Annotated in this window: 23 protein-coding genes and 2 riboswitches; of the genes, 12 read left to right on the top strand and 11 right to left on the bottom strand. The window is 70.5% G+C overall.

Annotation, left to right across the window (positions count from 1 at the left end):
• Positions 1-47: 47 nt before the first annotated feature.
• Complete coding sequence (locus tag ABG085_RS12075; protein WP_347975981.1) at positions 48-833, bottom strand: EI24 domain-containing protein; 786 nt, start codon at positions 831-833, stop codon at positions 48-50.
• A gap of 73 nt (positions 834-906) precedes the next feature.
• A complete protein-coding gene (locus tag ABG085_RS12070; RefSeq protein ID WP_347975980.1) occupies positions 907-1,260 on the bottom strand; it encodes a helix-turn-helix domain-containing protein in 354 nt (117 codons plus the stop codon).
• Positions 1,261-1,543: 283 nt separating this feature from the next.
• Here ABG085_RS12070 and ABG085_RS12065 point away from each other — a divergent pair, with 283 nt between their 5' ends.
• The 5 genes from ABG085_RS12065 (at position 1,544) to ABG085_RS12045 (ending at position 4,121) form a co-directional block, all read left to right on the top strand.
• On the top strand, positions 1,544-1,912 hold the full coding sequence (locus ABG085_RS12065) for a hypothetical protein (RefSeq protein ID WP_347975979.1): 369 nt from the start codon (positions 1,544-1,546) through the stop codon (positions 1,910-1,912).
• 325 nt (positions 1,913-2,237) lie between these two features.
• Entirely contained in the window at positions 2,238-2,525 is a 288-nt protein-coding gene (locus ABG085_RS12060; RefSeq protein WP_347975978.1) for a hypothetical protein, read from the top strand.
• A 40-nt stretch (positions 2,526-2,565) separates the two neighbouring features.
• Complete coding sequence (locus tag ABG085_RS12055) at positions 2,566-3,405, top strand: DNA-formamidopyrimidine glycosylase family protein (RefSeq protein WP_347975977.1); 840 nt, start codon at positions 2,566-2,568, stop codon at positions 3,403-3,405.
• A 50-nt stretch (positions 3,406-3,455) separates the two neighbouring features.
• The gene (locus ABG085_RS12050; RefSeq protein WP_347975976.1) at positions 3,456-3,578 is read left to right on the top strand and encodes a hypothetical protein; all 123 of its coding nucleotides are present in this window, start codon (positions 3,456-3,458) and stop codon (positions 3,576-3,578) included.
• Between the two features lie 33 nt (positions 3,579-3,611).
• The gene (locus ABG085_RS12045; RefSeq protein WP_347975975.1) at positions 3,612-4,121 is read left to right on the top strand and encodes a hypothetical protein; all 510 of its coding nucleotides are present in this window, start codon (positions 3,612-3,614) and stop codon (positions 4,119-4,121) included.
• Between the two features lie 54 nt (positions 4,122-4,175).
• Here the strand turns inward: ABG085_RS12045 and ABG085_RS12040 are convergent, their stop codons facing one another.
• From ABG085_RS12040 to ABG085_RS12030, 3 genes are all read right to left on the bottom strand, one after another.
• Positions 4,176-4,772 (bottom strand): carboxymuconolactone decarboxylase family protein, encoded by a 597-nt coding sequence (locus ABG085_RS12040; RefSeq protein WP_347975974.1) that lies wholly within the window; start codon positions 4,770-4,772, stop codon positions 4,176-4,178.
• Positions 4,773-4,879: 107 nt separating this feature from the next.
• Positions 4,880-6,409, bottom strand: coding sequence for a DHA2 family efflux MFS transporter permease subunit (locus tag ABG085_RS12035; RefSeq protein ID WP_347975973.1), 1,530 nt, complete (start codon positions 6,407-6,409; stop codon positions 4,880-4,882).
• A 134-nt stretch (positions 6,410-6,543) separates the two neighbouring features.
• The gene (locus tag ABG085_RS12030) at positions 6,544-6,753 is read right to left on the bottom strand and encodes a hypothetical protein (protein WP_347975972.1); all 210 of its coding nucleotides are present in this window, start codon (positions 6,751-6,753) and stop codon (positions 6,544-6,546) included.
• Positions 6,754-6,813: 60 nt separating this feature from the next.
• Here ABG085_RS12030 and ABG085_RS12025 point away from each other — a divergent pair, with 60 nt between their 5' ends.
• Entirely contained in the window at positions 6,814-8,829 is a 2,016-nt protein-coding gene (locus ABG085_RS12025) for an ABC transporter ATP-binding protein (RefSeq protein ID WP_347979183.1), read from the top strand.
• A gap of 19 nt (positions 8,830-8,848) precedes the next feature.
• Here the strand turns inward: ABG085_RS12025 and ABG085_RS12020 are convergent, their stop codons facing one another.
• The 6 genes from ABG085_RS12020 to ABG085_RS11995 all read right to left on the bottom strand — a co-directional run bounded on the left by ABG085_RS12020 (position 8,849) and on the right by ABG085_RS11995 (position 15,825).
• A complete protein-coding gene (locus ABG085_RS12020) occupies positions 8,849-9,802 on the bottom strand; it encodes a glycosyltransferase family 2 protein (RefSeq protein ID WP_347975971.1) in 954 nt (317 codons plus the stop codon).
• 91 nt (positions 9,803-9,893) lie between these two features.
• Entirely contained in the window at positions 9,894-11,063 is a 1,170-nt protein-coding gene (locus ABG085_RS12015) for a cysteine desulfurase family protein (protein WP_347979182.1), read from the bottom strand.
• A gap of 25 nt (positions 11,064-11,088) precedes the next feature.
• Entirely contained in the window at positions 11,089-11,946 is an 858-nt protein-coding gene (gene nadC, locus ABG085_RS12010) for a carboxylating nicotinate-nucleotide diphosphorylase (RefSeq protein ID WP_347975970.1), read from the bottom strand.
• Positions 11,940-13,715 carry an L-aspartate oxidase gene (nadB, locus tag ABG085_RS12005; protein WP_347975969.1) on the bottom strand — a complete coding sequence of 592 codons (1,776 nt, stop codon included), beginning with the start codon at positions 13,713-13,715 and terminating at the stop codon, positions 11,940-11,942. The genes nadC and nadB overlap by 7 nt, the downstream gene beginning before the upstream one ends.
• Positions 13,712-15,082, bottom strand: coding sequence for a quinolinate synthase NadA (gene nadA, locus ABG085_RS12000; RefSeq protein ID WP_347975968.1), 1,371 nt, complete (start codon positions 15,080-15,082; stop codon positions 13,712-13,714). Before nadA ends, nadB begins: the two co-directional genes overlap by 4 nt.
• Before the next feature lie 23 nt (positions 15,083-15,105).
• Positions 15,106-15,825: an NUDIX domain-containing protein gene (locus ABG085_RS11995; protein WP_347975967.1), complete on the bottom strand. Its 720-nt coding sequence runs from the start codon at positions 15,823-15,825 to the stop codon at positions 15,106-15,108.
• Positions 15,826-16,081: 256 nt separating this feature from the next.
• On the opposite strand from ABG085_RS11995, the gene ABG085_RS11990 reads away from it, so the two are divergent.
• The 6 genes from ABG085_RS11990 (at position 16,082) to ABG085_RS11965 (ending at position 22,927) form a co-directional block, all read left to right on the top strand.
• On the top strand, positions 16,082-17,758 hold the full coding sequence (locus ABG085_RS11990) for an ABC transporter substrate-binding protein (protein ID WP_347975966.1): 1,677 nt from the start codon (positions 16,082-16,084) through the stop codon (positions 17,756-17,758).
• A 43-nt stretch (positions 17,759-17,801) separates the two neighbouring features.
• Positions 17,802-18,797: an ABC transporter permease gene (locus tag ABG085_RS11985; protein WP_347975965.1), complete on the top strand. Its 996-nt coding sequence runs from the start codon at positions 17,802-17,804 to the stop codon at positions 18,795-18,797.
• Positions 18,798-18,900: 103 nt separating this feature from the next.
• The gene (locus ABG085_RS11980) at positions 18,901-19,881 is read left to right on the top strand and encodes an ABC transporter permease (protein ID WP_347979181.1); all 981 of its coding nucleotides are present in this window, start codon (positions 18,901-18,903) and stop codon (positions 19,879-19,881) included.
• On the top strand, positions 19,878-20,774 hold the full coding sequence (locus ABG085_RS11975; RefSeq protein ID WP_347975964.1) for an ABC transporter ATP-binding protein: 897 nt from the start codon (positions 19,878-19,880) through the stop codon (positions 20,772-20,774). The genes ABG085_RS11980 and ABG085_RS11975 overlap by 4 nt, the downstream gene beginning before the upstream one ends.
• Positions 20,771-21,637: an ATP-binding cassette domain-containing protein gene (locus tag ABG085_RS11970; RefSeq protein ID WP_347975963.1), complete on the top strand. Its 867-nt coding sequence runs from the start codon at positions 20,771-20,773 to the stop codon at positions 21,635-21,637. The genes ABG085_RS11975 and ABG085_RS11970 overlap by 4 nt, the downstream gene beginning before the upstream one ends.
• Positions 21,638-21,754: 117 nt before the next feature.
• The gene (locus ABG085_RS11965; protein WP_347975962.1) at positions 21,755-22,927 is read left to right on the top strand and encodes a MarP family serine protease; all 1,173 of its coding nucleotides are present in this window, start codon (positions 21,755-21,757) and stop codon (positions 22,925-22,927) included.
• A gap of 44 nt (positions 22,928-22,971) precedes the next feature.
• Positions 22,972-23,068, top strand: a riboswitch (glycine riboswitch).
• Positions 23,069-23,164, top strand: a riboswitch (glycine riboswitch). It begins immediately after the preceding riboswitch.

Here is a 23,164-nt window from a genome sequence, read left to right as displayed (position 1 = left end):
TGGGTGCTGACTGTGGGCGCGGCGCCGCGGTGGCGGTCGATCCGCGATCACGTCCGAGGGATGCCGAGCCTCGGATCGTTCCCGCGGGGTGGCTCCGCCTGCCCGGTACCCGTGTCGAGCATCGACCGCGCCAGCAGCGCCGCACCCGCCACCGCCGCCGGCATCGTGACGACCGCGCCCAGCGGCACCAGGAAGGTGAGCTGCGTGGCCACGCCGAAGCCCAGCACGCGACCGCGGTGGCGGCGCATCAGCCGGTGACGCTCGGACCGGGCCATCCCCCGCGCCGTGAAGGCCCGCGACGTGAGCTCGTCTGCCACCAGCCATCCGGTGAGCGCCACGCCGAACACCGCGCTGAGCGCGCCGCCCACGACCGGCACCAGCCCGATGAGCGCGGCGAGCAGCGCCACCCCCAGTCCGCGGCCGATGAGTGACAGTCCGTCGAAGACCGAGCGCCAGAAACCATAGCGCGCATCGGGAGGCGCGGCACCGGCATCCGTCTCCACGGCTCTCCAGATGCGCTCATAGAAGGGGTCGCCGACGAGCAGCGTCACGGCGGTGAAGGTCACGACCACCAGCACGAGCGCGGCGCCCAGCAGGGCCGTGCCGACGGCGATGCGGAAGACCGTCGCCCAGAGGCTCGGCCAACCGTCGGCGAAGGGCGTCATGGCGTCCGTGAGTCCGGGCAGCGAGGCGCTCAGGGCGATCAGCCCGGCCAGGAACAGAGCCCCGACGATCGCCGCGGGCAGCAGCCCGAGCATCATCAGACCGGGGCGGCGCCGCCAGTAGGCGAAGCCGCGCCCCAGGTGGGCCACTCCTCTGCCGATCTCGCGCATCTGCCTCAGCCTACGACGCCGTCTCGAGCGTCCGGTGCCGTCCGTCCTGCGACAGGCATCGACGACCCGGCGGTCAGTGCGACGGTGCCGTCGCGTGCGTGACGCTCGCGAGCACGTCCTCGAGGAACGTCGCCACGATCCGCGCGTCGCCGGATGTGAGCTTCGCGGCGATCGAGCGCAGCCGCACCGTGAGCGGGTCGAGGTGGTCGAGGTCGAGGTCGCCGTCGAGGGGCCGCACGAGCTTCTTGCGGCGGTCATTGGGGTGCCCGTGCACGACCACGAGTCCGCGTGCCACCAGGCGATCGATGAGCGCCGTGCCCGAGGCGGGGGAGAGGTGCAGCGCGCGTGCGATCCTCCCCGGCGTGACCTCTTCTGAGTCATCGCGCTCGAGCAGGTACCGCATCGCGGCCCGGTCGGTCTCGGTCATCCCGCTCTGCTGTTCGCGCTGGCGCGTGAGTTTCGCCTCGGCGAGGCGGAGATGCTCGAGGATGCCGGCGACGTCAGGTCGTCTGCCCTCTGCTGGTTCGGAAGCCCCGGTCTGGACCATCACGACTCGCCCTTCTCTGCCTCCGGCGCCGCGGTGAGGACGCCGGGGTCCTATTGGACCATGAAATTCAAGTGAATGAAACACCAGATGGTAAAACTCTCATCATCGAATAGTTCGATGACGAAGTATCATGGAGCTCTGGCCTTCGGAAGGAACAGCACCCATGGCTGAACTCATCTACGGTGCCGAGGGCGATCCGGTGCACATGCCGGAACATCTCCTCGCACATGTCAAACTCGTCGTCGCCACGAAGCTGCGCCGCAACGAGAGCTTCATGATGACCTGGCGTCATCCTGACGGCAGCGGCCGTTCCTCGGTGTGGCTCGAGCCGTCCATTCCACTGCGGTTCGTCTTCGAGAGCATCGAAGAACCGGCGATCGATCACGCTCTGCTCGCGAGCCTGGCGGCGGCGGCCAGTTCCAACGGCGGACTCATCCTCGACCTCGCAGACATGCATCTGCTCGCGGCGTCGGGCGACGCTCCGCCGCGGCCGGAGAAGGCACCGGCCGAGGTGGCCCAGCCGGCGGCGTGATCGCGGCCTCGACCTGCGTCGCGCCCGGGTTCGGTCTCGCAGACCGGTCGAGGCGTCCGCTGTCAACCCTTTTGTCCTCGTGCCGGCGGGGCCGCATCCTCGGAGCGCAGGAGGTTGACGATGACCGAATCCATCGCCGACGAGGACGTCGCGCACAAGCCGGCGCCGAGCACATCGGCGCCAGAATCGCCACGCGGAACGAGGTCCGGGGAGCGATCGGCGCGCAGCGACGCCCCGGAACGCCCGCGGCGGCGCCTCTCCGACGAGCACCCCTGGTGGGGTCCCATGCCGGCCGACCGGCATGAGTGAGAGCGCGGAGGCGAACATGCGCGACGACATACATCAGCTGGTGCTGACCCCGCTGGCCGATCGCGCGTGGCGCTTGCGCGATCACGCGATCGACCGGGGCGATCCCTCCAGCCTCGTCGCCTACGTCGAGCTCGATGACGACGGCATGTACGAGGCCGTCTGGGTCTCGGTCGGCAGCGGCACGGCGCGGTTCGCATCGCTGGAGATGCTCTTCCTCGCGGCCGTGCAGATGCTGGAGCAGTGCCGCAGCCTCGGCGCTCTCAAGCCCGACCCGATCCCGCACCGCCCACCCGCCCGCGCGTGAGCTCATCGCCCGTGTCGGCGGGCGATGGCAGGATGGGGCCATGCCTGAGTCGCCAGAGGTCGAGGCTCTCGCGCGGTTCCTCGCCGACGAGGCATCCGGTCGTGAGATCCGCGCCGTCGATGTGCTGGAGTTCCGCACGGTCAAGACCCGCAGTGCGCCGCCGACCGGCATCGCCGGACGCACGATCACGGGTGCGGCGCGTCACGGCAAGCATGTCGAGCTCATCCTCGACGAGAAGAGTCTCGTGGTGTCGCTCGGCCGGCACGGGTGGATGCGCTGGGTCGGCGCGGACTCGACGGAGGCGGAGTCGGAGGTGCCTTCCGATGCGCCGCCGGCCCTCGCCACGCTCGATCTGTCGCGCGACATCGCTCTTGAGGTGACGGATGCCGGATCCTGGGTGTCGCTCGGCCTGTTCGTGGTCGACCGGGCCGACGAAGTCCCCGCCATCGCGAAGCTCGGCCCTGATCCGGCGGATCCGGACTTCACACGCGCCCAGTTCGATGCCGCGCTCGGCGGGCGCCGGAAGCAGATCAAGGCGATCCTCCAGGAGCAGGAGACGCTCGCAGGCATCGGCAATGCGTACTCCGACGAGATCCTCCACCTCGCACGCCAGTCGCCTGTCACCCACGCTGCGGCACTCGATGCGGAGGCGACCGACCGCCTTTTCGAGGCGACGATCACCACGGTCAGAGGGGCCATCGCGGCTCGGAGCGGCGTGCCCATCGATCAGCTGAAGGCGCAGAAGGTCGCCGCGATGCGCGTGCACGGGCGCAGAGGCGAAGCATGCCCCGTCTGCGGCGATACGATCCTCGATCTGACGTTCTCCGGCGCATCGGCGCAGTACTGCCCCACCTGTCAGAACGGGGGAGTGCCGCTGTGACCGGGTCGCAGTGGGCCCCGGCGGGCGCCCGCGTAGGTAGCATGGACGGCATGACGACTTCGCAGCAGCCGGCCCCGATCACGCTCGCGCCGGTTCCGGACGACAAGAACCTTCTCACGGTCGTCGACTCCGCCGGCTCGTGCTGCGGCGGCGGCAGCTGCAGCATCGACTGACCTGACGCTCCCCAACCTCGCCACGCGCCGTCGATGACCGACGAACAGCTCCACATCACGCCCCGCGTGGGTCGCATCCTCATGTCCGAGGAGGCGATCTACGGACTGATCCTCGTCTCGGGGATGATCGTGGTCAGCGGGTCCTCGACGGGCACCGCCGTCGATGCGTTCATCACCGTCGGAGTGACGGTCGTCGTGTTCTTCGCGGCCCATGTGTTCGCCGGGACGCTCGGTCGCCTCGCCGCGACGGACGGGAAGGCCGGGTTGCGGGCAAGCCTTCGGGCCTCCGCCCATCTGTCGGGCGGCATGCTCCTCGCCGCCGTGCCGCCCCTGATCATCCTGCTCCTCGGCGCGACGCGCGTGATCGACGACAGCCTCGCCCTCTGGGTCGCGCTCATCGCCAACACCGTGCTGCTCGGCGCGCTGGGCTGGATCGCCGTGGCCCGCTGGAGCACCCACTGGATTCCCCGCATCCTCAGCGCCGTGATCACGGCCGCCTTCGGCGGGGTGCTCATCCTGTTGAAGGCGCTCATCCACCACTGAGGCTCGACCAGCGCTGACGATCAACCAGCACTGACGATCGACCAGCGCTGAAGATCAACCGGCACTGACGCGCGCGGCGTCGCCCGGTGCGCGCAGCGCGGCGACGAGCGCCGGCGTCAACCCGGGGACGTCGTCGACCGGAACGGCGAGAGCGAGCAGCGCGCGACTGAAGAAATTGCGCGCGGCGGCGGCCAGAGTGATGTCGACGATCTCGCGGTCGGTGAACCCGACCTCGCGCAGCCGGCCCGAGTCGGCGTCCGTCATGGCCGCGGCATCCGTCGAGAGCTTCTCGGCGTAGGCGACCACGGCACGGTCGCGCTCGTCGAGGTCGGCCCCGACGCCGTCGCGCGCGACGCTCGCCAGCTGGTCTTCGTCGAAGAGACCCGCGCGCAGGCTCCGGCGGCCGTGCGCGAGGAGACAGTGCTCGGAGCCCATCGCGCGCGCGGCGCCCAGCGTGGCGAGTTCGTAGGTGCGCAGGCCGATGGACGGCACGATCGCGCGGACCAGCGTCTCGAAGGCCTGGTGCGCCTCGGGATTCACGGCCATCGCCCGGGTGTACGCGAAGACGAAGCCGTCGCCCTTCCGGTCGCTGTCGTACATGTCGGCGACGTGGCCGGTGGCGCCGTCGAGATCCGGAGTGCTGACGATCATTGTCGTGCCTTCCCGTCGGGTTCGGGCGCAACCAGAATGGCGGATGCCCCACCCCTTGTCGAGGGGTGGGGCATCCGCCTGATACCGGGGCCGGCGCGGCCGAGCGATCAGTGGGCCGCGGGCATGCCCATCGGCTGATCGGCGGGCTTGCGGATCAGGAAGGCGCCGACGAGCATCGGCAGCGACAGGACGGCAGCCGTCAGGAACGCCGCATGCGTGCCGGCGGCGCCCGCGGCGGCCTGCTCCGCGCCGGACGAGGTGGCCGCGGCGGTGGCTGCGGCCATGACCCCGAACATCACCGCGATGCCGGCGGCGCCCGCGACCTGCTGCACGGTGCCGACGACCGCCGAGCCGTACGAGTAGAACTTCGGCTGCAGCGACGCGAGCGACGCCGTGAACAGCGGGGTGAACGACAGCGCCAGGCCGATCGACAGCACGGTCTGCGCCCCTGCGACGAGCCACACCGGAGTCTCGGTGCCGAAGGTCGTGTAGAACCACAGCATCGCGCTGGTGATCACGGCACCGGGCACGAGCAGCACCCTCGTGCCCCAGCGGTCGTAGATGCGACCGATGAAGGGACCGGCGAGTCCCATCGCCAGCGCGCCGGGCAGCACCACGAGACCCGCGGTGAGCGCGTCGACGCCGATCACGTCCTGCAGGTACAGCGGCACGACGGTGATGGCACCGAAGAACGCCATCGACATGATGGCCATCTGCCCGATCGAGAGCGAGAAGTTCGCGCTGCGGAAGACGCGGAGGTCGAGCAGCGCGTCGTCCTTGCGCTGCAGCAGCACCTGGCGCCAGCCGAACAGGCCGAGTGCGATGATGCCCACGGTCAGCGACACGACGAGCGTGGTGGTCGAGGCGGCGCTCGCGGCCGCGGCATCCGCTCCACCGCCATGGCCGCCGGCCCCCAGCTGGCTGAGCCCGAAGACCAGTCCGCCGAAGCCGAGAGCCGACAGGATCACCGACAGCACGTCGATGGGAGCGTGCGTGGTCTCACCGAGGTTGTGGATCCAGCGGGCGCCGACGACGAGCGCCACGATGGCGATCGGCAGGACCATGCCGAAGATCCAGCGCCATTCGAAGTTGTTCAGGATGGCGCCGGCGAGCGTCGGGCCGATCGCGGGGGCGAGCGAGATCACGATGCTGACGCGGCCCATCATGCGGCCGCGGATGGCTGCGGGCACGACGGTCATCAGCGTCGTCATGAGCAGCGGCATCATGATGGCGGTGCCCGAGGCCTGCACCACGCGCGCGACGAGGAGCATCGGGAACCCGGGCGCGAGGAACGCGAGGAGCGTCCCGGTCGAGAACAGCGACATCGCGGCGACGAACATCGTCCGCGTGGTGAAGCGGCGCAGCAGGAAGCCGGTGATCGGGATGACGACGGCCATCGTCAGCATGAACGCGGTCGTCAGCCACTGCGCGGCCAGGGCGGTGATGCCGAGATCGGTGATGAGGTGCGGGATCGCGACGCCCATCGTGGTCTCGTTGAGAATCGCGACGAACGCGGCGGCGAGGAGCAGCCAGATGACGCGGCTCTCGCGCGGGCCGAGCTTCGCGACGCCGGTGGCGGCGGTGGTGCGGGGGACGGCGATGCTGCCGGTTCCGGGGGTCGTATCGATGGCGGCCATAGGTCGTCTCCTCGAGGCTCGGATGGACAGCGAAGTGCCACCCGAGGATGGCAAGCTCTCACCATAACCACAGGTTCCGACATCCCATTCCCGATTCGGGGAAGGTCGACCGCCGGGCGGACGGTCCGCGGGGATCAGCTGCCGGGGCGCGGGGACTCGGTGTCGTCCCACCTCTCCGATCCGATCGCGTCGGTCGGCTCGGCGTCGGGCTCGCGGTCCTCGAGGTTCTTCGGAAGCGGGTTGACGATCTCCTCGTGCGGGATCGCCTTGAGCGCGTCGATCTCCTCGCGCAGCTCGGCGAGGTCGCTGCCATCGTGTTCGGGGGCGTCGGGAGTCGAGGTCATGTTTCGAGCCTAGCGTCGGAGCCCCGCGTCGGCAGGGCTCATTAGGCTGGCGGTGTGAGCATGCGCGGTGGTGGGGGCGGGGGAGGCGGCGGACACCCCGGCTTCCGGCCCGTCGACACCGAGGCGCAGCGCCGCGCGAACGCGGAGGCGCCCGAGATCCCAGGGCTGGGCAAGCGCGTCGTCGGACTCTTCCGTCCGTACAAGTGGTCCATCCTCATCACGGGCCTGCTCGTCGTCGTCGGAGCGGGTATCGCCGTCATCCCGCCGCTCCTCGTGCAGCGGGTGTTCGACGATGCGCTGTTCCCGCTCGACGGCTCGCCGCCCGACCTGAGGCTGCTCTGGCAGCTCGTGGTCGCGATGATCGCGCTGTTCCTGCTGTCGGCGGCGCTCGGCGTGGTGCAGACCTGGCTCACCTCCACCGTCGGCAACCGGGTCACGGGCGATCTGCGGGTGAAGCTGTTCGACCACCTGCAGTCGATGGAGCTCGGCTTCTTCACGCGCACGAAGACCGGCGTCATCCAATCGCGCCTGCAGAACGATGTGGGCGGCGTCTCGGGGGTGCTCACCAACACGGTGACGAGCATCCTCGGCAACACCGTGACGGTCGTGGCCTCGCTCGTGGCGATGATCCTCATCGACTGGCGGCTCACGATCATCGCGGTCGTGCTCATGCCCTTCCTGGTGCTGGTGCAGCGACGTGTGGGCCAGGTGCGGGCCCGCATCGCCGGCGAGACGCAGGAGTCGCTCTCGGAGCTGACGGCCATCACGCAGGAGACGCTGAGCGTCTCGGGCATCCTCCTTTCGAAGTCCTTCAACCGGCAGCGCACCGAAGCGAGCCGCTATGCCGACGAGAACCTCAACCAGGTGCGGCTGCAGGTGCGCCGGGCGATGAGCGGCCAGGGCTTCTTCGCCGTCGTGCAGGTCATCATGGCGAGCGTGCCCGCGATCATCTACCTGGTCTCGGGCTACCTGATCGGCGGTGGCAGCGACACCATCACCGCGGGCACGATCGTGGCTTTCACGACCGTGCAGGCCCGGCTGCTCATGCCGCTCATGGGCCTGATGCGCGTCTCCCTCGACCTGCAGACCTCGTCGGCGCTGTTCGCGCGCATCTTCGAGTACCTCGACCTGGTGCCGGCCATCCGCGACGATCCCGTCGCGATCGACGTGGCCGACGCGCCCGGTCCCCTCGGGCGCATCGAGTTCCGCGATGTCGTGTTCCGCTACCCCGACGCCGCCGCCGACAGCCGGGCGACGCTGCGCGGCGTCTCGTTCGTGGCCGAGCCGGGCCAGCACGTCGCGTTCGTCGGGCCTTCGGGCGCGGGCAAGACGACGGTGCTGTATCTGACGCCGCGGCTGTACGAGGCATCCGGCGGCTCCGTGCTCTTCGCCGGTGAAGACGTGCGCCGCCTTCGGCAGGAGTCGATCGTCGACCACGTCGGCATCGTCTCGCAGGAGACATACCTCTTCCACGCCACGATTCGCGAGAACCTCCGCTACGCGAAGCCGGCGGCGACGGATGCCGAGCTCGAGGCCGCGTGCCGTGCGGCCAACATCCACCACGTCATCGAGCGCTTCGAGCAGGGCTACGACACCGTCGTCGGTGAGCGCGGCTACCGGCTCTCGGGCGGTGAGAAGCAGCGCATCGCCATTGCCCGCGTGCTGCTGAAGGACCCGCCGGTGCTGCTGCTCGACGAGGCCACGTCGGCGCTCGACACCGTGTCGGAGCGCGTGGTTCAGGAGGCGCTGGATGCCGCGGCCCGCGGCCGGACCACCCTGTCGATCGCCCACCGGCTGTCGACGGTGATCGCGGCCGACGTGATCCACGTGGTCGAGGCGGGACGCATCGTCGAGTCGGGCACCCACGCGTCGCTGCTGGCGGCGGGCGGCCTCTACACCGAGCTCGCGGCCCAGCAGCTCGCGACGACCAAGATCCTCGAGGCGGAGGATGCCGAGCCGCCGGCCGACCACCCGGGCCGTCGGGCGGACATCGCTCCGGACGTTCCGGTGGTCCCCGTGGACGAGGTGCTGGCGTCCGGGCGGGGCGCTGTCGAGGCGGAGTGGCGCGAGGACTGACGCGGTCGTCAGACCCGGGTCACCACAGCCGGGCGGCGGCGACGGCGGTCGCGGCGGGCTCGGGAAGCTCCGGACCGTCGAAGCGCGCCCAGAGCGCCCGTGCGAACGCCCCGAGTTCCCGCCGGTAGTCCTCGTCGGCATGGTCGCGGGCAAGATCGACGAGCGGCGGCAGGTCCATGGCGAGGATGAGTCGCACCCGGGATGCCGCGGCACGTGCCTGGCCGGCGGCATCCAGCACCGCGATGCCACCCGTCAGCGCGTCGAGGTAGTCGCGCAGCACCGGCAGCTCACCCTTGTGCTGGGTGATCGACGAGCCGTCCGCCCGCTCGCGCCACTCGACCACGACGTCGGGGATGACGTCGAACGCCCGGGCGCGCGTGTACATCTGCTGCGCGACGATCTGGTCTTCGTACGCCTTGCCGACGGGGAACCGCAGGCCGGTGCGCTGCCACAGATCGGTGCGGCTGACCTTCGACCACGCGACGATGTTGCCCGATGCCTCGGGGTGCTGATCGAGAGTCGTGCCGAGGCGCGTCGGAGCGGTGGCGGCCGCGACCCACGGCTGCACGATGCCGGGCGTATAGCCGCCCGCGGTGTCGGGACGCAGCCGCACGTACGCGCCGAGCGCGAAGTCGCTGCCGCTGGCCGTGAGAGTGCCCACGAGCCGCTCGAGGGCACGGGGGGTCAGGCGGTCATCGGCGTCGAGGAAGCCGACGAAGGGCGTGCGCACCAGATCCAGCCCGCTGTTGCGCGCTGCGCCGAGGCCCTGCTGCGCCGGGTGGTGGACCACCCGGAAGCGGTCGTCGTCGGCCGCTGCGGCGTCGAACAGGGCACCGGTCTCATCCGTCGACGCATCGTCGACGAGGATCGCGGTCCAGTCGGTCCGGGTCTGGGCACGGAGGGAGTCCAGCGCCTCGCCGGCGTAGGCCGCCACGTCGTAACCGGGCACGATCACGGTCACGGCGGAAGTCACGTCCTGATCCTACGGTCGCCCGGGGGCACCGGGATCCTTCGGGCGGCACCGCGCTGCGGGCGGCTCTGCGGGGCGTGCGCGGTGCGGCGGCTCAGCGGCCGGGCGGCGAAACCGCGGCGACGGATGCCTCGACCGCGTCGGCGACGGCATCCAGCGGTGCGTTCAGCCAACGAGGGAAGGTGAACCGCACGGCGGTCTGCGCCAGCTCCGGCGCGATGCCCATCGCAAGGAGGACGTGCGACGGCTCGTCGCTGCCCGCCGCGCAGGCCGAGCCGCTGGACGAGACGACGCCCCGGCGTTCGAGCTCGAGCAGGACGGCCTCGCCGCTGGTGCCGGCGAAGGTGAAGCTCGCGGTGCCGGCGAGCCGGTGCACGGGATCGCCCGTGAGCCGTGCAGACGGCACGCGCTCGAGCACGCGGGCGATGAAGCGGTCGCGGATCGCGCTGACGCGAGCGGATGCCTCGACCCGCTCCGCCTCGGCGAGCTCCAGCGCGGTGGCGAAGCCGACGGCGCCGGCGACGTCTTCGGTGCCGCTGCGGCGACCGCGCTCCTGCCCGCCCCCGTGCAGCAGCGGCTCGAGCGGGATCCGGCCGCGGATGCCGAGCACCCCGGTGCCCTTGGGTGCACCGAGCTTGTGCCCGGCGAGCGAGATCGCGTCGTAGCCGAGCTCCGCCGCCGACAGCGACAGCCAGCCGGCGGCCTGCACAGCGTCGAGGTGCAGCGGGACGCCGCGGTCGCGAACGGCGGCAGACACCGCGGCGACATCCTGAACGGTGCCCACCTCGTTGTTGGCGTAGCCGATGCTCACCAGCGCCGTGTCTTCGCGGAGGCTTCGGGCGACGGCATCTGTCGACACGCGTGCGTGCGCGTCGACCGGCACCCGCGTCGCCGCGAATCCGTGCACCCGCTCGAGGTAGGCGACCGACTCGAGCACCGACTCGTGCTCGATCGGAGTCGTGACGACGTGCAGCCCAGCCCGCGGACCGTCGGCCCCCGCGCGGCGCAGGGCCGCGGCGATCGCGATGCCCTTGATCGCGAGGTTGTTGGCCTCGGTGCCGCCGGACGTGAAGACGATGTCGCCGGCGCGCAGCGCCAGCACCCGGGCGACGCGCGCGCGCGCATCGGCCAGCGCATCGGCCGCCGCCTCGCCGACGGTGTGATGGCTCGACGGATTGCCGTACCAGCGGGTCAGGTACGGCGTCATCGCCTCGAGCACCTCGGGGCGCACCGGGGTGGTCGCGGCGTTGTCGAGGTAGAGCATGCTCATGGGCTGCGGCTCCCGTGGCTCAGGGTGCGTCGATCCGCACGTCGAGCCCGAGATCGAGCGCGCGGGCGGAGTGGGTGAGCGCGCCGACCGAGATGACGTCCACACCGGTCTCGGCGATCGCGCGCACCGTCTCGAGAGACACGCCGCCGGATGCCTCGACCGTCGCCCGGCCGGCGACCTGGGCGACACCCGCGCGCAGCTCGTCGAGCGAGAAGTTGTCGAGCATGATCGTGCCGATGCCGGCGGCCAGCACCGGCTCGATCTGCTCCAGCCGGTCCACCTCGACCTCGATGTGGGTGGTGTGGGGCAGGAGGTCCTTCGCGGCGAGGAGTGCCGCGGTGGGCGAGACACCCTTGTGTGCGAGCACCGCGAGGTGGTTGTCCTTCGCCATGACGGCGTCCGACAGAGAGTGGCGGTGGTTGCGGCCGCCGCCGTCGCGTACCGCCTTGCGCTCGAAGGCGCGCAGACCCGGCGTCGTCTTGCGGGTGTCGGCGATGCGAGCGCCGGTGTGGGCCACCTCGGCGACGTAGGCGCCGGTGAGCGTCGCGATGCCCGACATCCGCTGCACGAAGTTCAGTCCGATGCGCTCGGCCGTCAGCACCCCCCGCGCGGGTCCGGTGACGACGGCGAGCACCGCGCCCGGTTCGAACCATTCGCCGTCCTCGACGACGAGCTCGACGTCGATCGCCGGATCGGTGAGCCGGAACGCGGCCTGGAACACCTCGCCGCCCGAGAAGACGCCGCGCTCCCGGGCCACCAGGTCGGCGCGCGCGACCGCGTTCTCGGCGATGAGCGTCTCGCTCGTGAGGTCGCCCCAGGGGGCGTCCTCTTCGAGCGCGGCGGCGACCGCCCGGTCGATCACGGCCCGGGTCAGCAAGCGACCACCTCCTCGACGGCGGGCGCCGGGGTATCTGCAGAACTCCACAGATCCTGGCGCCGATCTGCAGCGCCCGCGGCCGCGAGGCGGGCTGGCGCGTCGATCCGTGGAGTTCTGCGGGCCGGGGCGGGAGCGGAATCCTCGACCGGTGCGTCGGCGCGGAAGTGCGCGCCGACGGACTCGCGGCGGGCGCGGGCCGCGGCGACGACCTCCCCCGCGACGAGCAGCAGATTCTCGTCCTCGTATCCGTGCTCGGCGACCGGGGTGCGCGATTCGGCACGCCAGTGCGCGAGGACGGATGCCGCGCGCCCGAGTCCCTCCTCGTCGCGGACCAGTCCCACGTGCTCCCACATGAGCTCCTGCAGCGCTCGCCGCGAGAAGCCCGGCGTGGTCGGTCCAGGCGTATCGCGCGCGGATGCCGCGGCGCCGGTGGACTGGAGTCCCGCGGTGACGGCTGCGTCCTGGACCGCGGATGCCGGCCACGAACCGGATGCCGCATCCGCCGCGATCGCATCTCCGGCACGCGCGCCGAACACAGCGCCCTCGAGCAGCGAGTTCGACGCCAGACGGTTCGCGCCGTGTACGCCGGTGCGGGCGACCTCACCCACCGCGTAGAGACCCGGCAGGGACGTGCGGCCGAACAGGTCGGTGGCGACACCGCCCATCAGGTAGTGGGCGGCCGGCGTCACCGGGATCGGCTCGCGCGCCCAGTCGAGGCCGCGCTCGCGCACGGCGCGGTCGATCGTCGGGAAGCGCCGCGCGAGGAACGCCGCGCGCTCGTCGGCGTCCGAGGAGTGGATGTGCGTCGCGTCGAGGAGCACCGGGCGCCCGTCCTGAGCCTCCATCTGCTGCGCGATCGCCCGGGCGACGACGTCGCGAGGCGCCAGCTCGCCGTCGGGATGGGCGTCGAAGACGAACCGGCGCCCGTGCTCGTCGACCAGGGTCGCGCCCTCGCCGCGTACGGCCTCCGACACCAGGAACGATCTTCCGATCGCCAGTCCGGCGGCGTCAGCCTTGCCTTCCAGCACCGTCGGGTGGAACTGGAAGAACTCCAGGTCGGCGACGTCGGCGCCGGCGCGGATCGCCGCGGCGATGCCGTCGCCCGTGGCCACCTCGGGGTTGGTCGAGTGCGCGTACAGCTCGCCGGCGCCGCCCGTGGCCAGCACGACCGCGTCGGCCGCGAGGGTCGCGCGGCCGTCGGGGCCGGCATCCGTCTCGCCGATCAGCAGCTCCACTCCGGTGACCCGTCGCCCGCCCGCCGCGGGCGCGCCGACCTCGTCCAGCACCAGGCCGAGCAGGAAGGCGTGCTCGATGACGGTGACGTCGCTCACGCGCAGCCCGGCGACCAGCGCCTTCTCGATCGCCGTCCCGGTGGCGTCGCCGCCCGCGTGCAGGATCCGCGGATACGAATGCGCGGCCTCGAGACCCTTCACGAACCCGCCGCCGGCGTCGCGGTCGAAGGCGACGCCGAGGGCGATGAGCTCGCGGATGCGGGCCGGGCCCTCGTCGACCAGCACCTGGACGGCGTCGGGATCGCTGAGCCCGGCGCCCGCGACGAGCGTGTCGCGCACGTGGTCCTGGGCGCGGTCGTCGTCGAACATGACGCCGGCGATCCCGCCCTGGGCGTAGCGGGTGTTGGCGTGCTCGAGCACGTCCTTGGTGACGAGCGTCACGCGGCAGCCGTGCGCGACGGCGTGCAGCGCGGTGAGGAGTCCGGCGATCCCCGACCCGACGACGATCGCGTGCGGCCGAGTCGCAGCCGCGGTCATGACGCGTGCTCCCAGGCGGCCGCGGGTGCGGCGGGGGGCTTGGCCGCCAGCATCCGCTCCAGTGCCAGACGGGCGGGATCGGCCACGTCCTGCGGCACCTCGATGCGGTTGCGCACCTCGCCCGCCACGAGCCCCTCGAGCACCCAGGCGAGGTAGCCCGGGTGGATGCGGTACATCGTCGAGCAGGGGCACACGACCGGGTCGAGGCAGAAGATCTCGTGCTGCGGGTACTGGGCGGCGAGGCGCTGCACGAGGTTCACCTCGGTGCCGATGGCGAACGTCGTGGGCTCGGTCGCGCCGGCGATGGCCTTGCGGATGTAGTCGGTCGAGCCGGCCTCGTCGGCGGCGTCCACGACCTCCATCGGGCACTCCGGGTGCACGATGACCCGCACACCGGGGTGCTCGGCGCGCGCCTTCTCGATCTGGTCGACCGAGAAGCGCCGGTGCACCGAGCAGAAGCCGTGCCAGAGGATGACGCGGGCGCTCTCGATCGCGTCGACGGATGCCCCGCCCAGGTGCTTGCGCGGATTCCACATCGGCATCTGCTCGAGGGGGACGCCCATCGCCTTCGCGGTGTTGCGCCCGAGGTGCTGGTCGGGGAAGAACAGCACCCGGCGTCCACGCTGGAAGGCCCATTCGAGGACGGTGCGCGCGTTCGACGACGTGCACACGATGCCGCCGTGGCGACCGACGAAGCCCTTGATCGCGGCGGAGGAGTTCATGTACGTGACGGGGATGACGGGCACGAGGCCGTCGGCATCCGTGGCGTCCATGTCGCCGTACACCTCGGCGAGCTGCTCCCAGCAGTCCTCGACCTGGTCGATGTCGGCCATGTCGGCCATCGAGCAGCCGGCGGCGAGGTTGGGCAGGATCACGGCCTGCTCGGGGCGCGACAGCAGATCGGCGGTCTCGGCCATGAAGTGCACGCCGCAGAACACGATGGCTTCGGCATCCGGATGCTCGAGGGCCGCGTTGGCGAGCTGGAACGAGTCGCCCACGTAGTCGGCGTGGACGACGACCTCTTCCCGCTGGTAGAAGTGGCCGAGCACGACGACGCGGTCGCCGAGCGTCGCCTTGGCGGCGCGGACGCGATCGGCGAGCTCGGCCTCGGACGCCTCGCGGTACTCACGGGGCAGCTCTCCCTGGCGGGGGGAGCCGGTGGGGATGACGTCTCCCATCGACGAGCCGGGTCCGTAGCCGGGGCGCGTGTCGAAGTCCCACGGGCCGGCGGCCAGGTCGGTGTTGCAGGTCTCGCCGGTCGACGCGCCCGCGATGATCGCCTGGATCGCGTGGTCCACCGACGCATCGGTCGGAGTCCGCTCCGCGGCGGCGGGCGGCGGCTGGAGGGTGATGTTGACGGCAGGCATGTCGGGCGCTCCGTTCGGATGGGTCAGTCGCGGGTGTCGAGCGGGCCGCGGTCGGCGAGCTCGACGTCCTTGTTGTAGCGGTACAGGCGCGCCGGGCGGTGGCTGCCGGTGCGGAATCCCTCGGTGGGGATGAGGGTGCCGGAGTTCTCGACCTGGCGGCGGAAGTTCGCCGGGTCGAGGCGTCTGTCGAGGATCGCCTCGTACACCTCGCGCAGCTCGGCGAGGGTGAACTCGTCGGCGAGGAGGCCGTGGGCGATGCGGCTGTAGCCCACCTTGTTGCGCAGGCGCCACAGTGCGTATTCGACGATCTCGTTGTGGTCGAAGGCGAGGCGGGGGAGCGTCGCGGCATCGAACCAGGCGACGTTCTCGACCGAGGCGTCGGTGATCTCGTCGGCCCGCAGGAGCGCCCAGTACACGATCGAGACGACGCGCGTGGGGGAGCGGTCGACGGCGCCGAAGGCGTACAGCTGCTCGAGATAGCTGGGCGCGAGGCCGGTCGTCTCGGCGAGGGTGCGGGATGCCGCGGCGGCGAGGCCTTCGGCCGCATCGAGCCAGCCGCCGGGGAGCGCCCACTGACCTTCGTGCGGATCCCGGGTGCGCCGCACGAGCGGAAGCACCACCCGGACGCCGTCGCTGCCGGGCAGGCGTCGGAGCGTGAAGATCACGGTCGACACCGCCACGCGCGTGGGATCGGCGCCGGTCGGTGAGCCGGGGGCGGGGACTTCGGAAGCTGTTCTGGTCATGATGACTCTAACTGTCGAATCGATCATAGTGTCACTGCGACCAGAAGCCAAACCGTCGCCGTCACACGAGCCGGCTCCTGGCTGCTCGGGCGAACCGTTGCCAAGACGTGACGTACGCGCGGCCGCTGAGGGATGCGAAGTGGGAGGAATGTTTGTTAGGTTTACGTCCAAACATTTGTTAGGGCTCAGTACTTAATGAATGCCGGTGCCCCGCACCTTCCCTTCCTGCAATGCCGCACGAGAGAAAGAACCAACGATGATTCGAAACGCGAAGCGCCGAGCGGCGCTCATCGCCGTGGCCGGGACAGCGATCCTGGGCATCGGCCTGTCGGGCTGTGCCGGTGGTGGCGGCGACGACGACAGTGACTCCGAGGGACGCACCCTCCGGGTCTGGGCCGGCAGCCAGACGCCCATCGAGGCCAACTTCAACCCGTTCTCGCCGAGCGTGCTGCACGCCGCACTCGGCCCGATCTACGAGCCGCTGTTCTTCTACAACAAGACCGCGGACGACACTCCCGCGCCCATGCTCGGCGAGAGCTACGAGTACAACGAGGACGGCACCGTCATCACGGTGAAGCTCAAGGAGGGCGTGAAGTGGAACGACGGTGAGGACTTCACCGCCGACGACGCCGCCTTCACCTTCAACTACGAGCCGAACCACCGCGACGGCCTCATCTCGGCCGAGGCCACGGACGAGAGCACCGTCGTCCTCACCTACGAGACGCCGCAGTTCACCAACGAGTTCCAGATCCTCGGCACCACCTGGATGCTGCCCGAGCACATCTGGTCGGAGGTCGACGACTACACCACGTTCACCGACGAGGAGCCGGTCGGCACCGGCCCGTACGTCGTCGACACCGTGACCGATGCCTCCTACACCGTCGTCGCCAACGAGGAGTTCCGCGACGAGGGCGTGCCCGCGATCAAGAAGCTGCAGTACATCGGCATCGACGCCAACCAGTCGGCCCAGGATCTGCTGACCGCGGGCGAGCTGGACTGGACGGGCATGTTCGTGCCCAACCCGGACTCCATCACGTCCAAGGGCGTGATCAGCATGCTCAACACGCCGCAGGACCCGACGGTCCTGTACACCTGCGCCAACGCCGAACTCGGCTGCACCGGTCCGCAGACCGACGTCGCCGTGCGTCAGGCCCTCAACGTCGCGATCGACCGCGGCACCATCAAGGAGAAGGCCTTCGTCGGCCTGACCGGCGACATCTCGCCGACCTTCGCGCTGCTGCCGCGCGACCAGAAGTGGGTCGGCGACCCGGCGAACGAGATCAGCCCCCAGTCGCCCGACGCCGCGGCCGCCGGCGAGATCCTCGAGGCCGCCGGCTACGCGAAGGGCGGTGACGGCTTCTACGCGAAGGACGGCGCGCCGCTCGAGCTCAGCCTCATCTCGGTCGACGGCTGGACCGACTACAACGACGCCGCGAAGCTCATCAGCGAGCAGGCCGCCGAGGCCGGCATCAAGGTCAACGCCTCGACGGTGCAGTGGCAGGAGTTCTCGGACGCGCGCCAGACCGGTCAGTACCAGCTGATCATGGGCGGCGTCATCGGCACCTCGGTCGCCGACCCGTTCCAGATCTACAAGGACTGGTTCGCCGGTGAGTCGACGTCGCAGGTCGGCGAGGAGGTCCCCTCGGGTCGCTGGAACTTCAGCCGCTACGACAACCCCGTCGTCAACGAGGCCGTCGCCGCGGCGGCCGCCACCGACGACGAGGCCGCGAAGCAGGAGGCGTACGCCGCCCTCCAGGCCGAGATCGTGCGCGACCTGCCCTACATCCCGCTGGTCATCAACGCCACCCAGACGTTCTTCAACACCAAGGACTTCACGGGCTGGCCGACCGAGGACGACCTGTACGCCTTCCCGCCCGCGTGGGGCTCGGTCGCGTCCGGCTACGTCCTCCAGCACCTGGAGCCGGTGAAGTAATGCAGAACCGGGCAGAGGCCGCGGCACGGAGGAGCAGGCCGCAATGAAGTTCTATGCGCGGCGGATCGCGTTCTACGTGGTGACACTGTGGGCGACGATCTCCCTCAACTTCCTCCTGCCGAGGCTTCTGCCCGGGGACCCCGCCGACATCCTCCTCGCGAAGATGCAGCGGGCGGGCGGCGAGCTCAATGAGACGACCGTCCGCAACATCAAGGCCCTCCTCGGCGGCGACACGTCGTCGATGTGGGAGCAGTACGTCGCGTACTGGGGCCGGATGCTCCAGGGCGACCTGGGCGTCTCGGTCACCAAGTACCCGACGCCGGTCACCGAGCTGATCGCCGCGGCGCTGCCGTGGACGGTCATCCTGGTGGGGATCGCCACCGTCATCTCGTTCGTGCTCGGCGTCGGCATCGGCGCCTGGGTGGGGTGGCGGCGGGGCACGTGGGTCGATCACCTGGTGCCGTTCACCACGGTGCTCCAGTCGATCCCGTACTTCTGGCTGGCCCTCGTGCTGGTGGCGATCTTCTCGGTCGCACTCGGGATCTTCCCGATCTTCGGCGGCTACGACGTCTGGGAGTTCCCCAACGGCCCGGAGTGGAGCTGGGACTTCATCGGCAGCGCGATCTACCACGGCTTCCTGCCGGCGCTGACGATCGTGCTGAGCTCCGTCGGCGGCTGGCTGCTCGGCATGCGCAACATGATGGTCTCGACCGTGTCGGAGGACTACATCATCACGGCCGAGGCCAAAGGGCTGAAGCCGATGCGCATCCTCCGCACCTATGCGACGCGCAACGCCGCGATCCCGTCGATCGCCGGCTTCAGCATCTCGCTCGGCTTCGTGGTGGCCGGCTCCATCGTGATGGAGCAGGTGTTCACCTACCCCGGCATCGGCAAGCTCATGATCCAGTCCGTGCAGAACAGCGACTACGCGCTCATGCAGGGCGTCTTCCTCGTGATCACCGTCGCGGTGCTCGCGGCGAACTTCATCATGGACATCGTCTACGGATTCATCGACCCGAGAGCGCGTCACAATGTCTGAGAGGGTCGAAGTGACCGAATCGTCGACCGGCCGTCTCGAGAGCGCCCCCGAGACGCTCTCCGACCGCACCATCGACTCCGTCATCGTCGCGCCCGGCGCCCTCATGACGCCGCCCGTCGACGCCGAGGTCATCGCCGCACGGGACGAGGCGTCCGCCGCCCGCCGCGGCATCCGGCAGCTGCTGCCGCGCATGTCGCTGAAGCTGGCGCTCGGCCTCACCATCGTCATCGGAATCGTGCTGTTCGGCATCCTCGGGCCGCTGTTCACCCAGGACCCGATGGACTCCGACAACCCCGCCCTGTCGCCGCCCAGCGCCGAGCATCTCCTCGGCACGACCAAGCTGGGCTACGACGTGCTCGCCCAGCTCGCCTGGGGCACGCGCGGATCGCTGATGGTCGGCATCACCGCCGGTCTCATCGCGCTGGTGCTGTCGATCGTGTTCGGCATCATCGCCGGCTACAAGGGCGGCTGGTGGGACGAGATCCTCTCGCTCTTCACGAACATCATGCTCGTCATCCCGGGCCTGCCCCTCGTGATGGTGATCGCCACCTACATCCCCGGGCGAAGCTGGATGCTGGTGGCCGTGGTGCTCGGCATCACGGGCTGGGCGGGATCCGCGGTCGTGCTCCGGGCGCAGGCGCGCTCGCTGCGGTCGCGCGACTACGTGGCCGCCAGCCGCGTCGCGGGCGAGAAGACGACGCGCATCATCCGCGTCGAGATCCTGCCCAACCTGCTCCCGCTGCTCGCGGCGCAGTTCCTCTTCGCGATCATCTTCGCGATCCTCGGCGAAGCGGGCCTGTCGTACCTCGGGCTCGGGCCGACGGGATCCATCACGTGGGGCACGATGCTCAACGACGCGCAGACCGGTCAGGCGCTCGGCACGGGCGCCTGGTGGTGGTTCGTGCCGCCGGGCCTCATGATCGCGCTGCTCGGCGCCGGACTGTCGCTCATCAACTTCTCGATCGACGAGATCATCAACCCGAAGCTCCGCCTCGCCCCCGAGAATGCGCGCCGTGTGCGCAAGGCCAAGCGCGCGGGCCGCGGTGTCGAGTCGGTCCGCAGCACGAACGGAGTCGCCGCATGAACCGGGATGCCGTCCTCACGGCGCGCAGCGTATCGATCGAGTACGAGGTCGATCCGCCCGTCAAGGCGGTGCGCGATGTGTCGCTGACGCTCCACCGCGGCGAGATCCTCGGCCTCGCCGGGGAATCGGGCTGCGGCAAGTCCACCCTCGCGTACGGGGTCAACCGCCTGCTCAAGCCGCCGGCGCTGATGACGTCGGGCGAGATCGTGTTCCACGACCGCTCCGGCGAGGACATCGACGTCGTCGGCCTTGCCGACGAGGAGCTGCGCCGCTTCCGCTGGGACAAGGTGTCGATGGTCTTCCAGGGGGCGATGAACTCGCTGAACCCCGTCATCAACGTTCGTGCGCAGCTGTTCGACGTGTTCACCACCCACCGCCCCGAGATGTCCAAACGCGACAAGCAGCGGCGCAGCGAAGAGCTCCTCGAGCTCGTGGGTGTCGACCCGAAGCGGCTGTCGAGCTTCCCGCACGAGCTGTCGGGCGGGATGCGTCAGCGCGTCATGATCGCCATGGCGCTCGCCCTCGATCCGCAGGTCATGATCATGGACGAGCCGACGACCGCACTCGACGTCGTGGTGCAGCGCGGCATCATCCGCGAGATCATGCGCCTGCGCGAGCGGCTCGGGTTCGCCGTGATCTTCATCACCCACGACCTGCCCATGCTGATCGAGATCAGCGACCGCATCGCCGTCATGCTGCAGGGCGAGATCGTCGAGCTGGGCACCGCGACCGAGATCTACCGCGATCCGCAGCATGAATACACGAAGAAGCTGCTGTCGAGCTTCCCGAGCCTGCGCGGCGATCGCGGCGACTTCGTGCGCACCGGCGCGCAGCCGGTCTCGGCGACGCTGGGCTCGGCCGTGAACGTCCCGCTCGAAGGAGGAGCCGCATGAGCGCCCAGCCACCCACCGCGCAGGGGCCGCGCACGCTCGAGGCCCGCAACCTGGTCAAGGACTTCCGGCTCCGCAGCGGGCTGAGCTTCTCCACCCTCCACGCCGTGAAGGATGTCTCGTTCACGCTCGAGGCGGGTCGCACGATCGCGCTGGTGGGGGAGTCCGGCTCCGGCAAGTCCACCATCGCGAAGATGCTCGCACGGCTCGAGACGCCGACGAAGGGGCAGATCCTCCTCGACGGGAGACCGGCGGGCAACAGCAGCCGCGAGGTCGCGGCGTACCGCGGCGACGTGCAGATGGTGTTCCAGGACCCGTTCTCTTCGCTGAACCCCTTCCATTCGATCGAGCATCACCTCGAGCGCCCGCTGCGCATCCACAATCCGGGCATGGGCAAGGCGGAGGTCCGCCGGCGGGTGCTCGAGCTGCTCGACCGCGTGCGACTCACCCCGACCGACAAGATGGCGGAGCGCCGCCCGCACGAGCTGTCGGGCGGTCAGCGCCAGCGCGTCGCGATCGCGCGCGCCCTCGCGCCGGGGGCGCAGTTCATCATCGCCGACGAGCCCGTCTCGATGCTCGACGTGTCGATCCGCCTCGGCGTGCTGAACCTCCTCGCACAGCTGCAGCGCGAGGACCACCTGGGAGTCCTCTACATCACCCACGACCTCGCGACCGCGCGCCACTTCTCGGACGAGATCCTGGTGATGTACCGCGGCGACATCGTCGAGCGCGGCCCGGCCGACACCGTCATCCTCGACCCGCAGCACGACTACACCCGCACGCTGCTGGGAGCCGCGCCCGATCCCGAGAACCAGGGGAGGCTGCGCGACGAGGTGCGCAGGGAGCTGGCCGCGCCGCAGCACTGAGCCACCTCCCGCGCGCCGCACCCCACCGCACGACACGCCCGGAGTGCCCGTCGGGGTCGTCTCCCAGGCTTGATGCGTAGCCTGTCGAGGCGGATCCTGACGGGCGGAAGGGGTGGGATGGTCGTCGTCGACGTGGTGATCGTCCTCCTCCTGATTGCGGCCTGCATCGCCGGGGTGCAGCGCGGCTTCTTCGCCAGCATCGGCACCTTCGCGGGCATCGCCGCCGGCGCCTTCGCGGCGTACTGGCTCACGCCGCTGGTGAGCTCGTGGGTGCCGTCGCCCATCTGGCGTGGGCCGGCCGTGATCCTCGCCGCGATCGGACTCATCTTCGCGGGCGCCGCCATCGGCGCAGCGATCGGCGCGGCGCTGCGCTCCGGCGCGGACCGTCTCAAACTCCGCGGCGTCGAGCGGTTCCTCGGCGGCATCGCATCGGTGCTCGCCGCCATCCTGGCGCTGGCCTTCGTGGCTCCGGCGATCGCCGTCGCCGGCATCCCCGTCGTCTCGTCCGCCGTCGCCTCGTCGAACATCCTGCGCGGCATCGAGGCGGCCACCCCCGACCCGGTCGCCGCGGCGCTGGCACAGCTGCGCGGCGCGGTGCTCGAGGACAGCCTCCCGGGCCTCGGTCGGCTGCTCGGGCCCGGGACCGTCGAGGCGGCGCCCCCGGTCGCCCTGGACGATCCGGAGCTGCAGCGGGCCGCGGCATCCGTCGCCCGCATCTCGGGCACCGCCTACGCCTGCGGACGCGGATCGGCGGGAAGCGGATTCGTCATCGCGGAGGACCGGCTCGTGACGAACGCCCACGTCGTCGCCGGCGTCGACACCCCCATCGTGGAACTGCCCGGCGTGTCGGCGCGCGAGGGTCGCATCGTGTACTTCGACCCGATCGACGACCTCGCCGTGATCGCCGTCGACGACCTGGGCGCCGACGTCCTGCCGTTCTCGGGGACGCTGGCCGCCGGTGACGCGGCCGCCGTGCAGGGATTTCCCTACGGGGGCCCGTTCACGATGGTGGCGGCCGGAGTGGAGTCCGTGGGAACGGCCAGCGTGCCCGACGTGTACGACGAGTCGTGGAACCCGCGCGAGATCTACGCTCTCGACGCCGTAGTGCGGCCCGGCAACTCGGGCGGCCCGCTGCTCACCGACGACGGCGCCGTCGCGGGTGTCGTCTTCGCCCGTGCCGAGAACGACGAGAACCTGGGCTACGCGATGACGATGGCGGAGCTCACCCCGGTCGCGGAGCGCGCGCCGTCGCTCTCGAACACCGTGTCGACGGGATCCTGCGTCGGCTGAGCCCCGGGCGACCGCTATGCTTGCTGCGCAAGTCAATACGGCCCATCACCCGGGCGGGAGAGCCTCGGCAGCGCGATCGTCGAGCACCGAAGGAGCAAGCCTCCCCGCCAATCTCTCAGGTACGCGTACCGTTCGGGCAGGCCGACTCTGGAGAGTGACGCTGATGCGTCCGCCGAAGGAGAAAGTCGGATGCCGCGCATCCGGCGAAACTCTCAGGCCCATGACAGAGGGGGAGTT

Source organism: Microbacterium sp. ProA8 (assembly GCF_039905635.1).
In the GTDB taxonomy this organism is placed as follows: domain Bacteria; phylum Actinomycetota; class Actinomycetes; order Actinomycetales; family Microbacteriaceae; genus Microbacterium; species Microbacterium chionoecetis.
Note: the sequence above shows the minus strand (reverse complement) of the source record. Positions and strands in the feature narration are given on the sequence as shown.

Excerpts from the sequence above, each read along its gene's own strand:
- ABG085_RS11990 (WP_347975966.1), top strand. The coding sequence starts at position 16,082 with ATGATTCGAAACGCGAAGCGCCGAGCGGCGCTCATCGCCGTGGCCGGG.
- ABG085_RS12065 (WP_347975979.1), top strand. The coding sequence starts at position 1,544 with ATGGCTGAACTCATCTACGGTGCCGAGGGCGATCCGGTGCACATGCCG.
- ABG085_RS11995 (WP_347975967.1), bottom strand. The coding sequence starts at position 15,825 with ATGACCAGAACAGCTTCCGAAGTCCCCGCCCCCGGCTCACCGACCGGC.
- ABG085_RS11965 (WP_347975962.1), top strand. The coding sequence starts at position 21,755 with ATGGTCGTCGTCGACGTGGTGATCGTCCTCCTCCTGATTGCGGCCTGC.
- ABG085_RS12075 (WP_347975981.1), bottom strand. The coding sequence starts at position 833 with ATGCGCGAGATCGGCAGAGGAGTGGCCCACCTGGGGCGCGGCTTCGCC.
- ABG085_RS12070 (WP_347975980.1), bottom strand. The coding sequence starts at position 1,260 with ATGACCGAGACCGACCGGGCCGCGATGCGGTACCTGCTCGAGCGCGAT.
- ABG085_RS11980 (WP_347979181.1), top strand. The coding sequence starts at position 18,901 with ATGACGCCGCCCGTCGACGCCGAGGTCATCGCCGCACGGGACGAGGCG.
- ABG085_RS12025 (WP_347979183.1), top strand. The coding sequence starts at position 6,814 with ATGCGCGGTGGTGGGGGCGGGGGAGGCGGCGGACACCCCGGCTTCCGG.
- ABG085_RS11985 (WP_347975965.1), top strand. The coding sequence starts at position 17,802 with ATGAAGTTCTATGCGCGGCGGATCGCGTTCTACGTGGTGACACTGTGG.
- nadA (WP_347975968.1), bottom strand. The coding sequence starts at position 15,082 with ATGCCTGCCGTCAACATCACCCTCCAGCCGCCGCCCGCCGCCGCGGAG.
- nadB (WP_347975969.1), bottom strand. The coding sequence starts at position 13,715 with ATGACCGCGGCTGCGACTCGGCCGCACGCGATCGTCGTCGGGTCGGGG.
- ABG085_RS12060 (WP_347975978.1), top strand. The coding sequence starts at position 2,238 with ATGCGCGACGACATACATCAGCTGGTGCTGACCCCGCTGGCCGATCGC.
- ABG085_RS11975 (WP_347975964.1), top strand. The coding sequence starts at position 19,878 with ATGAACCGGGATGCCGTCCTCACGGCGCGCAGCGTATCGATCGAGTAC.
- ABG085_RS12035 (WP_347975973.1), bottom strand. The coding sequence starts at position 6,409 with ATGGCCGCCATCGATACGACCCCCGGAACCGGCAGCATCGCCGTCCCC.
- ABG085_RS12030 (WP_347975972.1), bottom strand. The coding sequence starts at position 6,753 with ATGACCTCGACTCCCGACGCCCCCGAACACGATGGCAGCGACCTCGCC.
- ABG085_RS12055 (WP_347975977.1), top strand. The coding sequence starts at position 2,566 with ATGCCTGAGTCGCCAGAGGTCGAGGCTCTCGCGCGGTTCCTCGCCGAC.
- ABG085_RS11970 (WP_347975963.1), top strand. The coding sequence starts at position 20,771 with ATGAGCGCCCAGCCACCCACCGCGCAGGGGCCGCGCACGCTCGAGGCC.
- ABG085_RS12045 (WP_347975975.1), top strand. The coding sequence starts at position 3,612 with ATGACCGACGAACAGCTCCACATCACGCCCCGCGTGGGTCGCATCCTC.
- ABG085_RS12040 (WP_347975974.1), bottom strand. The coding sequence starts at position 4,772 with ATGATCGTCAGCACTCCGGATCTCGACGGCGCCACCGGCCACGTCGCC.
- ABG085_RS12015 (WP_347979182.1), bottom strand. The coding sequence starts at position 11,063 with ATGCTCTACCTCGACAACGCCGCGACCACCCCGGTGCGCCCCGAGGTG.
- ABG085_RS12050 (WP_347975976.1), top strand. The coding sequence starts at position 3,456 with ATGACGACTTCGCAGCAGCCGGCCCCGATCACGCTCGCGCCGGTTCCG.